This is a genomic window from Amycolatopsis sp. NBC_00345, assembly GCF_036116635.1.
GTDB lineage: Bacteria > Actinomycetota > Actinomycetes > Mycobacteriales > Pseudonocardiaceae > Amycolatopsis.
Genome location: NZ_CP107995.1, coordinates 7264727 through 7277313 on the forward strand (window position 1 = coordinate 7264727; position 12587 = coordinate 7277313).

Annotated in this window: 14 protein-coding genes; 2 read left to right on the top strand and 12 right to left on the bottom strand. The window is 66.7% G+C overall.

The genetic code is table 11. The features are described 5' to 3' along the window. Positions 1-228: 228 nt before the first annotated feature. The 9 genes from OG943_RS32665 to OG943_RS32705 are packed head-to-tail and all read right to left on the bottom strand — an operon-like array spanning position 229 to position 9509. On the bottom strand, positions 229-669 hold the full coding sequence (locus OG943_RS32665) for a hypothetical protein (RefSeq protein WP_328604762.1): 441 nt from the start codon (positions 667-669) through the stop codon (positions 229-231). Beyond that, positions 651-1625, bottom strand: coding sequence for a LysM peptidoglycan-binding domain-containing protein (locus tag OG943_RS32670; RefSeq protein ID WP_328604763.1), 975 nt, complete (start codon positions 1623-1625; stop codon positions 651-653). The genes OG943_RS32665 and OG943_RS32670 overlap by 19 nt, the downstream gene beginning before the upstream one ends. Beyond that, positions 1622-1939 carry a hypothetical protein gene (locus OG943_RS32675; RefSeq protein ID WP_328604764.1) on the bottom strand — a complete coding sequence of 106 codons (318 nt, stop codon included), beginning with the start codon at positions 1937-1939 and terminating at the stop codon, positions 1622-1624. Before OG943_RS32675 ends, OG943_RS32670 begins: the two co-directional genes overlap by 4 nt. A 30-nt stretch (positions 1940-1969) precedes the next feature. After that, on the bottom strand, positions 1970-2500 hold the full coding sequence (locus OG943_RS32680; RefSeq protein ID WP_328604765.1) for a hypothetical protein: 531 nt from the start codon (positions 2498-2500) through the stop codon (positions 1970-1972). 28 nt (positions 2501-2528) lie between these two features. Next, positions 2529-4997 carry a hypothetical protein gene (locus OG943_RS32685; protein WP_328604766.1) on the bottom strand — a complete coding sequence of 823 codons (2469 nt, stop codon included), beginning with the start codon at positions 4995-4997 and terminating at the stop codon, positions 2529-2531. Continuing rightward, positions 4997-5854, bottom strand: a complete 858-nt coding sequence (locus tag OG943_RS32690) for a hypothetical protein (protein WP_328604767.1) — start codon at positions 5852-5854, stop codon at positions 4997-4999. Before OG943_RS32690 ends, OG943_RS32685 begins: the two co-directional genes overlap by 1 nt. 1 nt (position 5855) lies before the next feature. Further along, entirely contained in the window at positions 5856-8786 is a 2931-nt protein-coding gene (locus OG943_RS32695; protein ID WP_328604768.1) for a phage tail protein, read from the bottom strand. A gap of 31 nt (positions 8787-8817) precedes the next feature. Next, complete coding sequence (locus tag OG943_RS32700) at positions 8818-9174, bottom strand: hypothetical protein (protein ID WP_328604769.1); 357 nt, start codon at positions 9172-9174, stop codon at positions 8818-8820. Between the two features lie 56 nt (positions 9175-9230). Continuing rightward, complete coding sequence (locus OG943_RS32705) at positions 9231-9509, bottom strand: hypothetical protein (protein ID WP_328604770.1); 279 nt, start codon at positions 9507-9509, stop codon at positions 9231-9233. Positions 9510-9608: 99 nt separating this feature from the next. Between OG943_RS32705 and OG943_RS32710 the strand changes: the two genes are divergently transcribed. Then, positions 9609-10076 (top strand): hypothetical protein, encoded by a 468-nt coding sequence (locus OG943_RS32710; RefSeq protein ID WP_328604771.1) that lies wholly within the window; start codon positions 9609-9611, stop codon positions 10074-10076. Between the two features lie 3 nt (positions 10077-10079). Here OG943_RS32710 and OG943_RS32715 read toward each other — a convergent pair whose 3' ends face one another. Then, positions 10080-10724, bottom strand: coding sequence for a phage tail tube protein (locus tag OG943_RS32715; protein ID WP_328604772.1), 645 nt, complete (start codon positions 10722-10724; stop codon positions 10080-10082). A gap of 76 nt (positions 10725-10800) precedes the next feature. Between OG943_RS32715 and OG943_RS32720 the strand changes: the two genes are divergently transcribed. Next, complete coding sequence (locus OG943_RS32720; RefSeq protein WP_328604773.1) at positions 10801-11883, top strand: AlbA family DNA-binding domain-containing protein; 1083 nt, start codon at positions 10801-10803, stop codon at positions 11881-11883. A gap of 13 nt (positions 11884-11896) precedes the next feature. Here OG943_RS32720 and OG943_RS32725 read toward each other — a convergent pair whose 3' ends face one another. Together OG943_RS32725 and OG943_RS32730 are read right to left on the bottom strand one after the other, a co-directional pair. Further along, on the bottom strand, positions 11897-12313 hold the full coding sequence (locus tag OG943_RS32725) for a hypothetical protein (RefSeq protein ID WP_328604774.1): 417 nt from the start codon (positions 12311-12313) through the stop codon (positions 11897-11899). Between the two features lie 2 nt (positions 12314-12315). Next, positions 12316-12555, bottom strand: coding sequence for a hypothetical protein (locus OG943_RS32730; RefSeq protein ID WP_328604775.1), 240 nt, complete (start codon positions 12553-12555; stop codon positions 12316-12318). Positions 12556-12587 lie beyond the last annotated feature (32 nt).

Below are 12587 nucleotides of genomic sequence, written 5' to 3' on the forward strand. Positions count from 1 at the left end.
CTGGGTGGACCTAGCAGGGCGGGTCAGGGGTGTGCCCGGCAGCCCACTGCCGGGCGATCGGCCGGAAGACGGCCGAAATCCGATCGAGCTGCGCTCCCGACAACGGTGGCACCTTGGCGACGTTGGCGCGGCCGGTGGCCAGTTCCTCCGGCGAGAGCACGAGCCCGGGGTTCAGGATCAGATCCCGGGCACTGGGTGTCTGTATTGGGTCAGCGGCCGGTGTGCTCGTCACGCGCGCTCGCTGTCGGCCAGGGTGCCGGAGGTGAGCGGGGCGCCCGCGTTGTCGCGCGGGTCGATCAGCGGGGTGACCTTCTTCTCTGTCGAGACGACGACGCCGAATGCGGCCAGCAGGGTGATCACAGCGGTGATGATACCGGTTGCGGCGTTGCCCTGGTCTGCGGTGAACAGGCCGGAGCCGACGAGGCCGGACACGATCGCGGTGAGCGTGCCGACGATGGATCCGGCGACGCGCAGCGGGTAACGGGACATGAGGTGTGGTTCTCCTTGTTCTCGGGTGGGTCGGGGTGGGAGGTGGTCGAGCAGGTCGTAGGCGCGCACGAACGCGCGGGCGAGCTTCCAGGCGGCGTAGCTCGCCAGGACCAGCAGCAGCAGGTGCCCGCCGTGGCCGGCACCCGCGGTCGTGGCGGGGTCTACGGCAGCGAGAGCCACTGACCGGCTTGGATCTTGTTCGGGTTGGCGATCCCGTTCCGGGCGCAGATGGCGGCTACGGTGGTGCCGTTGCGGACTGCGATCGCGGAGAGGGTGTCGCCGTAGCGGACCTGGTAGCGGCCGCCACCGCTGGTGCCGGAGCCGGGCAGGCGGAGGGTCTGCCCGGCGTAGATCAGGTTCGGGTTGCTGATTGCGTTGAGTGCGGCCAGGGCAGCGACGGTGGTGCCGAATTTGGCGGCGATGCCGGAGAGGGTGTCGCCGGAGTGCACGGTGTAGGTCCCGCTTCCAGCGGCAGGCGGCTCGGGAGCCGGTGCCGGGGTCGGCGGAGGGGTGGGCGCGGAGCCGTCCAAAGTGAGCTGCGCCAGGGCGTAGCTGCCCACCGTGGCGTTGCGGTCGACGTTGCCCGCGACGCCTGGGACGGTGCCTTTCTGGGTGTGCTGGTGTACCGCCAGCTGCGGGTGCGACCAGCCGGGGTTGCCGGGGTCGCCGTTGTAGCGGGCGATCCAGAGCAGGACGTCGGGGTCTGCCCAGTCTCCGGGGCGAAGGACGTTGGTGTACCAGTCGAGGTTCGCGTACACCAGGACCTTGCGGATGCCGGTGGCTGCGCGCAGGCGGCCGATGAAGTCGGCCACGAACCCGTTCGCGCCGCCCCGGAGGTCTGCGGCTTCCATGTCGAGCATCGGGGCGAGCGCGCCGCCGTCGAGAAGGCCGGCCGCGCGCAGGCTCGCGGCGAAGTGGTCGACCTGGCCGCCGACGTCGCCGGGCCGCGCGAAGTGGTATCCGCCGGGGACGATCCCGGCAGCGCGGGCGGCGGGGATGCGGCCGGGGCTGGTGGTGTCGGTGTAGGTGGTGCTCTCGGTGAGCTTGAACGAGCAGAACGAGATGCCGTTGCCGTGTACCGCGTTCCAGTCGGTGACGGTGTTCCAGTGGGAGACGTCGATTCCGTAGTCGGTCAAGGGGTGATGGGTCCTTCGGGTGGGTGTCCGAGCTGGGCGCGCAGCGCGCCGACTTCGAGTAGCAGCCGTGCGTTCTCCTGGCGCACGGCGATCAGTTCCGTTTTCACGGCGGTGAGTTCCGCGAGCACGTCGCGGGTGTGGGTGGCTCGGTCGTCGAGCAGGGCCTGATAGCCGCTGTGCAGCGCGGTCAGGGCCTGCTGGTCCGAGCTGGTGCGGGCGGTGCGTACAGCTCGGCGGGCTGCCAGGAATCCGGTGAGGATGCCGGTGGTGGGGCCGAGGAACGCGGCCAACGCGGTGAGCCATTCCGGCGTCACGGGTTGCCCTTCGGGTCGTGCTGTCGTCGGTTAGATGCCGACGTCGTCGACCCACATGAACGCGGGTTGTCCTGTGTCGGCGCGGAAATCGTTGGTTCCTGACCCGCTGGTGCGGCGGACGAAGAATCCGATGGTCACTTGTCCTGCGGGCAATCCCGTGGTCTCGGCGGTGATGACTCTCGGTCCTTCCCAGTTCCCCGGTGATCCAGGCGAGGTATCGCGGTAGTAGAACTGGGTTCCGGTGTTGGTGACGGTCGGGCCTGCGGCGTACCGTCCCCATACTCCGAAGTAGCTGGTGTCGCTGCCGACGTACTGGTAGTCCATCGTGACGCGGTACCGCCGTCCGGTTTGGACGGTGAAGGTCACGGCTTGCAGCAGAGTCTCGGTGGTGAACGCCGCCGGGCCGACGCCGGCCGTTCGCCGCGATCCGGCAATGCGGCCGAGGGAACTCGATGTGGCTCCTTCGAGGGCTCGAAGCCTGGCGTCGAGATCGCGGATGTTGGCGAGTGCCTTGTTGTACTCGGCCGCCAGGGCCACGCTGCCCGCGACGGCGTCAGACATGGGGACATTCGGCATGGCTGGTTCGTCCTCAGTTCCAGATCAGGCTTTGATCCCAGCGGCCGTACTGCGGTGAATCCCAGATGCCTTGACCGGGCGGGCGAAGAAGCTCGACGCTCAGCGTGTCGACGAGTCCGCCGTCTCGGCTGAGCTTGCGGTTGATGCCGAAGATCTGCATCCGCAGTCCGGCACCGAAGCCGTCCGGGTCTTCGATCTGGAGTGTGTCCGCGAGCTGAAGGCGCGGGTCGCCGGGTAGTGAAACCTGTTGTGTCGTAGGGATTGGCTTCGTGGTTCGGGGAAGCAGGACGTTCAAGAGTCCCTTGTCGTTGTAGTTCTGCTGATACCAGTCGCCCCGGGCTTCGAAGTTTCGTGGTCCGTACTTGGCCACCGAACCTGTGTCGGCGGTGCGGAAGACCTGCTCTGTTCCCTTGATGATCCGGGTGCCGTCGATCCGCAGGGCGGGTTGGTTGTCGTCCTGGGCGACGCTGCCGTCGCCCTTGCCGACGGCGAGCCGCGCGGTTTCCTGCCAAGGGTTGTTGATCCGCAGCACAAGCATGCCGTCGTTGTTGAAGAACGCGTAGACGTCCAGTTCGACGTTCACGAAGTTGGGTTCGCGCCAGCCTTCGGGAGAGAGCAGTTGCATGACATAGCCGTGATGCGACCACTCATTTGACCACTGCAAAAACTGGTTCCCCGTGGGCGTTCCCAGTGGAATCGTCGTGTGGCGCGGGAGTCTGCGGGGCTCCGCGAACTGGACGTCGTCCACGTAGAGGATGAAATCTTTCCGGGTGAAACCGGGGATGATGAACTGGTCGACCGACTGAGCCTCGTAGACGCGTGCAGCACTGGACGTGCGCTGCGATGCCTGGACGGAGTAGATGTTGCGGACCGAGTCCAGCGAGTTGGTGATCTCCAAGCCTGCCAACGTGTCGAGCGAGACGGTCCGGACGATCTGGTCCTGCTTCGCCTTCACCGTGCTGTAGTTCCAGAAACGAAGGACGCCGGTCTCGTCCCAGAAGACACTGCCGAACTCGGCGGCGGCCAGCTCGGTGATGACGTCCCACGCATCCTTGCCATTCACGCCGGGGTTGAATGAGAGTGTGTTCGCTCCGCGGTCGAGCACGGCGGCGTACCGCGCTGTGCGCCAGAGGGTCGTCTCCGGGATCGGGGTGCCTTGGAGAAGGTTCCGGAACCCGTAGCAGATGTTGAACATAGCGACGCGGTGGCGGACGAGGAGTAGACCTTGCAACGGGTCGAACGGGTAGACATTCGGGTCCAGGTTCGGCCCGATCGTGGTGTAGGCGCTCGCGTTGCTGCCAGCTCGGATGTACGCCTTGACCCCGTCGTTCTGGGAGATCATGACCGTGGCGTAGACCTCGACGCTGTCCTGTCCTGAAGGGATAGTGACCTTCGGGGACAAGTACGAAGCTTTGATGTTGTCGTTGGAGACCTCCAGCCACACCTGGTTGGCCTGCACGTGGATTCGGAGCGCGTAGTTCCCGCCTGCCCGGTACTCGTAGAGCACTGTGTCCGGGGCGGTCACGTGGTAGGCCGCATTGGGGAAGCCGGGCGCGGTCGACAGGACCAGGCCCAGGAAGTGCGAGCCCTCGGCGCGTGTGAGGTCGCGGTTCGCCACCCAGTACTTCAGGTAGTCGCCGTCACCGTTGCTGCCCATCGCGGCGAACGCCATCGGCCGGCTGCTCTGCTCTGGCGAGTTCGGGTGCGGCTGGCCGCTGGCCTGATACATCGGAACGCCGTCGGCCGGGTAGGTGATGGCCTGGGCATTGTCGAGCCAGCCGACCGTCGGGGTGATCCCGCCGTTGCCCGGCACGAACACGCCGACGCCATCGAGAGAGCCGTCCGGGACGTCCAGCTCGGCCCGGGTGACGGGCCGGTACTTGGTGGAGGACGTGTCGCACTGCTGAAGGCAGTTGTCGATGAAACAGGCGGTGTCGGCCTGCTGCCCGGCCACCCGGCCGAGGTTGTTCCAGTAGTCGGAGACCGCCCACGGTGCCAGCACCACGGGGCGGCGGAGTTTCTCCACCCGGTCCAGCGCGGCGATGTGCACCTCGCCGGTATTCCGATTGACCTCGATCGTGGTGATGTTGCCGACGAACTGGGGATACCAGACCGTTCCGTAGGACGTATCGATCCCGATATCGAAGACGCACTCCGTGCCAATCTGCTGCTTGGCGTACAGCGACGAGAAACCGTTGTACGGACTGAAGGTTGCGTCAAACCCCAGGCCTGTGGTCTCGTCCCGTCCGGCGAGGACGACGCGTAGTTCGGCGGCCGAGGACCCCTCGATGAGCATGATGGATTCCGGCGCGGATCCCTTGAGCGCGCGGTCGATCTCCGCCTCGATCACGTAGGGGGCCAGGAAACTCAGCGGATGCTCGTAGCCGCCGCGTCCGTTCCAGTCGCAGTTGAAACGCCACCGGATCCGGCGTTCGTTGTCGGTGATGGCGCGGTCGGCGTCGATGCCGCCGTGGTTCTGCACTACGCCTCCCAGAGGGTGACCGTCACGTCGGACAGCGGGAACCGGGGCGAGGTGCTGGTGATCTGGTCGAGCACGACTTTCGTGCTGCCGCCGCCGAGGTCCCACGGCGTCGCGACGGCACCGTATTCGACCTGTGGGGCGGCGAAAGCCGTGTTGTAGGTCTGCGCCGTCCCGAACACGAATCCCGGGCGTAGCGCGGCTGTATCGACTGCGGGGACGTGAGTCAGGATGAACCGCTGCCATGACGTCGTGACGTTCACGGTTAGGTCGGCCCCGCCCGCGATCGAGGCGCCGAACTTGTCGATCTTCTCCAGGTACATGGTGATCGACCGGGCGGCGTCAGCCTTGAGGTAGACGGAGAAGGTCACCGGTTCACCGGTGAGCACGGGGATGAATTTCTTGCTGCCGTCCAGGATCAGGTATCCCGGAGCGGCCGGGACGTTCGTGATCCGGAACGTGCGGTTGCCCGCCGGTGCCACGGCCGAGGGATAGTCGAGCACGTAGTCATAGCCGGAGCCGAGGGCCTGCCAGCCGTAGTCCTGGACCCCGTGGACGTAGCCCGTGCTGCACTGTGGCGAGAGCAGGTTGCCCCGCAACGGATTGATCAAGTAGTGCGGGCCGCGGAGGTGGCGCAGGTACAGGGCGCGCAGCCACTGGTAGTCGGTCTCCGCCAGGTAGGTGAAGTCGAAGTGATACTCCGTGCGGAAGCCGGTGATATCCGCGGTGCGTGAACCGTTGAGCGATTCGTGGACGCCGCCGAAGCGCTTCTCGGTCGTGGTCAGACCCGGCTCGGGGACGGGGAGAGCGCGCAGCTCTCCCAGCCACCCGAGGTACCAGGTTCCGGGATCGAACGGCAATTCAGCCTCGCCGTGCCTTCCGTGCGTTGGACTTGTTCACCAGCCGAGCGATACCGGCACCGTCGACAGTCATTCGCGCGCCGTCCAAGGCGGCCAGGACTCCGGCGGTCACCGCGTCTGTGATCGCCACGGGGTCTGCGCCCCGGCCGGCCGACCTGTCTGCGCCGGTGAGCACGGGCGCGCTGCGGCTGGCTCCGGTCCTGCCGGGCGGCATCGTGATCGAGCCGGACACATCGAGGGGCAGCGAGTCCGTGAAACGGGCGAGGTAATCACGGATCTCGGGCTCGCCCTCGTTCAGCCCGGCGAGCAGACCGCGCATGATCAACCGGCCGTTGCCGGAAAGCAGGACACGGTCCCGCGCGGGCGGACCCTTCCACTGGGTGATCCAGCTCGTCAGCTGGCCGAGTTTGTCTTTCACCCAGCCGAATCCGGCGGAGATGCCGTCGACCAGGCCCCGGATGATGTTCTTGCCCGCGTTCAGCAGCAGCCCGCCGAGGTCGCCGAGCGCGCCGAGGATGCGGCCGGGCAGGCTGGCGAACCAGGAGAGCAGGCCGCCGATTCCGTCGGAGACGACGCCAGATATCGCACCCCAGACTCCGCCGAGCAGGTTCTTGACCCCGGACCAGGCCTTGTTCCAGTCACCGGTGATCAGCCCCATGACAAGGTCGATCACACCCTGAATCTCTTGCATCGCACCTGAAATCACCGCCACGATCGCGGCGAAGATCGGCTGGACGAAGTCGAAAAGAGCCTGAATGATCGGGATCAGGAACTGCGCGATCTGCGTGATCAGCGGCGCGACCGCCGACACCAGCGACGCGAACAGCCCCGCCGCCTGCACGATGATCGGCAGCAGCGAAGTGATCAGGCCGAGCAGCGGCGGCAGCAGCGCGGACACCAGCTGCAAGAGCGGCGGCAAGATCGGCAGCAACGCCGTCACGATCGACAGGAACGCGGACGCGAGCGGCGGAATCACCGGCAGCAGCGCCGAGAGGATCTGACCTGCGATCTGGCCGAGCAGCGTCCCCACCTCGGTCAGCACCGGCGTCGCCGTCTGCAAGGCCGAACCGACGACCTCGGCAAGCTGCTGGATCACCTGCACGATCACCGGCAACACGGGCATGACAGCGTTCAGCGCGGCCAGCAGGACCGAGGTGAACAGCCCGGACAGTGCCGAGATCACCGGCATCACGGCCGAGAGCGCTTGCAGCAGGGCGCCGCCGAGCTGGCCGATCAGCGGCGACAGCGCGGTCATCAGCTCGCCGAACATCGGCGCGGCAACCGCAAGTGCCTGCACGAGCAGGCCGCCGAATCCGGAGATCAGCGGCGCGAGCGTCTGCGCGAGCTGCACCAGCGCAGGCGTCAGCGTGGTGATCGCACCCCCGAGCGCTCCGCCGAGCTGCCCGACCAGAGTGGCGACCACGGGGGCAAGCGCCGCCACGATGGGCGCCAGCGCGGCCGCGGCCGGCACCAGCGCCGCCGCCAGCGCCTGCGCGGCGGCACCGGCCACCGGTGCCAGCGCCGCCAGAACCTGACCGAGCGGCGCGAGTGCTGGAGCCAGTGCGGCAAAGGCTTGCCCGATCATCGGCCCGAGCTGGCTGATCGCCGGAGCGATCGAGGTCACGATGACCTGACCGAGCGCTGCCAGCACCGGCAGCAAACCCGTACCGATCGCGTGCAAGCCGTCGAAGATCTGCACCAACGCGGTCGCGCCCTGCGCGGACTGGACGAACGCGGCGATCTGCCCGGTGATCGCGACCAGAGTGGACAGCAGCCCGCCGCCGCCGGTGTTCGCGGCGGAGAACACCGCATACACGATCTGGCCGAGGTTGCGCAGGATCGTGACCAGGTCCCCGACCGCCGACAGCCCGGCCGAGAGCCATTCCCGCAGTTGCCCGGACTGCCGCGCTGCGGCGATGAAGTCCGCGAACCGCTGGGCGCCGTCCGCGAGTCCGGAGGCGAATCCGGGCAGGAACTCCGCGCCGACCGCTGCGATGTCCCGGAGTGCTTGCAGGAACGGCTGTACCCCGGCCGAGGCCGCGTGCACGGACACGCCGGTGCTGTCCAGGATCGTGCGGACGTCGTCGATCGTGCGGCCCTCACGCGCGAACGCGGCGAATCCGCCCGCCCCGGCGTTGAGCCCGGAGGCGATGCCGCCCAGCTCGGTGCGCAGCAGCGGCAGGTAGGTCCCGGCAAGGCCGGTGATCTCGCTCGCGAGCCCGGCGAACAGCCGTTGCTGGACTTCGGTCCGTAGCCCGGTCAGTTCCGGGCGCAGCGCGCGGACCGCGTTCGCGGCGTCAGCCATCGCGGGCGGAAATTCGGCGATGGCCTGCGCGTACTTGGCCGGGTCACTCTCCTTGAGCGCGTCGGAGAACCCGGAGACACCGAGCTTGAGCGTGGCGATCGCCGCAGCCGCGGCAAGGCCGGCTGCCGGGACCACCAGCAGCGCGCCGGACGCGGTCGCCGCCGCCGAGCCAATCCCGCCGAGCACGGTCACGGCCTGGCCCACGGCGGCGGCCATCGCCCCGTACTTGAGCACTGCCGCGCCGACGGACAGCGTCATGCGCGTGAACTGCACGGTGGCGCGGTTGAGTCCGTCGTCCAGCTGGCCCAGGCCGCGCACGGTCGAGCCGATCGACTTGTCCGCCACGGCCTTGATCGACACGGACTTGCCCGACAGCTCCCGCATGAGTCGCTGGAACCGGGTCTCGGCGGGGACCGCGTCCAGCTCGGCCAGCAGCCGCACGGCGCTGTCGTTGCCTTCCCGGGCGGCGGCCCGGATTTGTTCCCGGAGCAGCGCCGTCTGGACCTGTGCGGTCAGGGTGATGGCGGGCGCCGTGCGCTCGTTCTGCCGGACCTGGTCACGGATCTCCCGGCCGAGACCTTGCAGGGTGGGCAGGAGCTTGAAGAAGGCGTGACCGATCGTCGCCACCGGCGCTCACCCCCGTCCGGCTCCAGGGGCGCTACCCGTTACGCATCCATACGGCGATCTCGCGCAGAGACTTCAGCTCAGGTTCGCCAGTGCCGGCCGGAGCCGACCGGGCGACCGGAGTGCTGGCCGAGGCGGTGAACGCCTCCATCGGGTCGGCAAGCTGCGCGTCGGTGATCTCCTGGCCCAGTGCGGTGGCGACGGTCGCCCACAGGGCGGTGATCCGTCGTTCGGTGACCGACGCCAGCAAATCGGCGCGGGTCCAGCCGCCGCGCGGGTCCAGCACGCGCCAGACAGCGGCGTCGTCGGGCAGGTAGGTCACCAGCGCGCACACCCGCCGGTAGGACAGGCTGCCCCGGTAGAGGTCAAGCAGGTCGACCCCGTACCGCAACAGGTCAGTTTCGAGCGCTTCGGCGGTCGCCTCGTCCGCGAGGAGCAGGGCGACCGTTAGCGGTTTCCCCGGCCCAGCTCCTTCATGACCACGGCCGAGAAGTCCTCGGCGTCCGCGGCCGTGGCGGCCAGGCTCCGCCAGGTCGCGTACTGGCCGGTGCCGAGGATGAGCTTCAGCGCGGTGAGGTGCTTGCCCTCCTCCTCAGCTTCGAGCGCTTCAAGTGGGAACTTCTCCGGGGCGGGCAGGGTGAACCGCTTACCGCGCCAGGTCACGGCCAGGTCTGCGCTGGGAGAAGCTGGTTTGCCGGTCGCTTCCGCGCGCTGTCGAGTCGTCATGGGTGCGGGTGTCTCCTTGGATGCGAGTGTTCGGATGAGGAACTGGCGGTTCGGTGTGGATACTGGGAGGGCCAGCCGGGACGGACGAGGGAGGCTCACGTGGGCGCGTTGCTGGAAGCCACACCCGAGATGGGCGCGTGGTCGGTGGAGGTCCGGCGGGAGTCGGCCTACCTGACCGGCTCCGGCTACAACGACCATGTCTTCGACGACGGCCCCGAACCCCGGCACGTGCCGCGTGTGCTGTGGGACCCGGAGCAGCCGTTCGGCCCGGCCGACGCGCCGCAGGAGATCGTGCGGGCCGTGGCGTTCGCGGTTCCGGCCGAGGATGCGGGCAACGTGCTCGCCGCGCTCGACCAGATCCTTGCCGACCCCAGCTACGCCACGTTCATGCAGGAGACCGAGCCGCAGGCCGGCGTCTGGCGGGCCGAGCCCGCCGACGACGTCATCCGGTTCTACGGCCCCGTGATCGCGTTCGGCTCCCACAAGCCGTGGGCGCTGCACCACTCGGTCGAGCTGGAGTACCGCGTCCTGGCCGACCTGCGAGCCGTCGTCGCCGAGCGGGTCTGAGCCTCACTTCGCGGGCGGCCGGTCCTCGGCGATGACGTCGAGCGCGCCGGTCGCCACGGCCGGAGCGCCGAAGAGCACGGCCGGGTCGTTGGTCAGCCAGACGGCAATGTAGGTCTTGCCCTTCGGCGGCGCCAGGGCGGAGAACGTCATGCCCCAGCGCGCTTCCTGCGTCCGCGAGAACTGGGAGTCCTCGGTCTCGGAGACTTCCGCACGCGGCAGGTACAGCCGGTGGTTGTAGATCTCGGTGTCGGAGACGACGTCGGTCCAGTCGACACAGAGCGCGCGGACGTCGCTCTTGGGGATCGAGCTGATCTCGGCCCGGTAGTTCTTCGGCGTGCCGGTGCCCACGGCGGCGAACTTCATCCCGCCGAAGTAGGCGGAGAGGACTTCGCCCTTGGTCTCCTGGAACACCGACGCCACCGTGAGTTCCTGGGACTTGTAGATGTAGCGGGCCGGGGTCAGCTGCTGCCAGTGCTCGGTGCCTTCCTTCTCCACCTTGCGGGCCAGCGTGGTGCCGTCCGGAGTGGACAGACCAAGGCCAGCCCAGGCTGCCGCGAGCGGCGTCGTGGCATCCGGTGGTTCCGGACTGTCTGGTGGCGCAAGTGACACCTCGCCGGTGCCGGGCACGCGCACGAGCGCACTGTTCATCGCCATATTTTAATTTCCAATCCCCAAACGACTTGCAGGGCGCCTTAGATTCGGTTTGTCAGATACAATCTGAGGTATGCCTGATTTCGCCTGGTCGGGAGACCTTAGAGATAAGTTGACCATTGACGGCGTTGAACATGAAGTCCGAATTTCCGTCGGCGACCTTTTGGAAGTAAGTCTCTCGCTCGACATGGTGGACGGCATGACACTGACGTCGATACGTGAGGGTATTCTCGTAGCTTCCCCCTGCACGTCTTGCGCTATTGACATCTCAAGCGGGAGAGAATTTCTCATCATATTTTTACGCGAAGATGGCCGAATAGAAGCCGAAATGGCAATTTTCGATCCCATTTACCTGGATCAGAACACAGTCGAGGTGACTGCAAGCTCAATTCTCACTAAGAGTTCTGCAACCATCAATTCCTTGTTATTCGTCGAGCCTTCAATGGGACTGGGTTCACATTGGGTTTTAAGCATCTCGTTAAACGATCACTCTGTCGAGCTACCCAACCTGTGGTCCAACTTTGACTCGTTGAACTTGGAACTCTCCACCTCTGGGTTGACGCCGGGAAATCGCGAGCTGCGTCTCGCCGAGTCGAGAGCCTCTGTCTTGTCAGCTCTTCGTCAGGGCAACGAACAGGCCATTATCGGCTTAGCTGAACGCTCTTGGTTGGAGTTTAAGTCGCAGCTGTCGGTAGAGACTGATTCCGACAGAGTAGAGCTCGCGCAAGATATTGCACGTTTTGCCAACTCGGAATCTGGTGGAATCTTAGCCTTTGGTTATCGGACCAAGCGTCAAAACGGGATTGACCGTGTCGAAAAGAGGTCACCTTTCGCAGCCCTTAAGGGTATTGAACCCCGCCTTCAATCCATCATAGATTACAGGGTCTACCCACCAATACGCGGGCTTGAGATAATTCAAACACAAGCAGGAGGCGGAAGAGTCTTCCTTACTATCTTGGTGCCATCGCAAGTCGAGGCAGATAAGCCGTTCCTTGTTCATGGTGCCATAATTGCAGGAAAGACTGAAGGAGTATTCTTTTCCATTACTCGACGTCGAGGTGAAGGGTCGGTTCCTATAACCGCCCGCGAGGTTCACGCTCTACTTGCGGCGGGATACTCTGTTTCTCGTGAAAGAAACGAAAAGGAGACACCTTGAGATTTCCGGACTACTATGGCCCAAAGGTTCGGGCATAGGCGATCAAGCTTGCTGTCGCTAACGGTGCAGCGGTATAGGGGTCGATGCCGCCGATCGGCGCGGTAACGGGTTCGCCGCGCAGCAGCGCCCCGGCCGGCTGCGGCGCGCACAGCAGACCGAGGGCGATCCCGGCGAGGCGTTTCGCGGTGTGTGGGTCGTGATGCCAGCAGGTCAGCCGGATGACGGTGCGCTGGACGGCGGGCCAGTCCCAGCCGTGCCCGTCTTCGGCGACCAGCAGCCACGGCAGCGACGGTGGTCCTCCGTCGTGGCCGCGCCCGGTTTCGGTGGAGACATGCACTCGGTCTGCGGCCGGGTCGGTCACGGCGGCGAGCTGGATGCGCAGGCGTCGGACGACCAGTTCGGCGACGTCGAGCGGGACCGGAGGGAGCATTCTCACCCACCGTCGCCGGGTTCGAGGCCGGTCACCTCGAACCCGTTGGCTTCGGCGGCCCGTTTGAGCAGGCCGTGCCGGGCTTCCATGCCGACTCCGGCCGGGTGCGGGATCGCGACGGTGGCGGATACCCGGTCAGTGGCGGGCTCGGTGATGACCTCCACCGGCAGCGCGGCCCCGCCCGTGACGCGGTGGCCCTGCGCGCTGGCGGTGTCGGCTACCCGCTGCGCGGCTGCGCGCACGGCCTCGGCGACTTCCGGGGAGTTCAGCAGCT

What these genes read in the sequence shown, in the direction of transcription:
- OG943_RS32715 (WP_328604772.1), bottom strand. Translation starts at nt 10,724, where the DNA reads ATGAACAGTGCGCTCGTGCGCGTGCCCGGCACCGGCGAGGTGTCACTT.
- OG943_RS32720 (WP_328604773.1), top strand. Translation starts at nt 10,801, where the DNA reads ATGCCTGATTTCGCCTGGTCGGGAGACCTTAGAGATAAGTTGACCATT.
- OG943_RS32725 (WP_328604774.1), bottom strand. Translation starts at nt 12,313, where the DNA reads ATGCTCCCTCCGGTCCCGCTCGACGTCGCCGAACTGGTCGTCCGACGC.
- OG943_RS32705 (WP_328604770.1), bottom strand. Translation starts at nt 9,509, where the DNA reads ATGACGACTCGACAGCGCGCGGAAGCGACCGGCAAACCAGCTTCTCCC.
- OG943_RS32680 (WP_328604765.1), bottom strand. Translation starts at nt 2,500, where the DNA reads ATGTCTGACGCCGTCGCGGGCAGCGTGGCCCTGGCGGCCGAGTACAAC.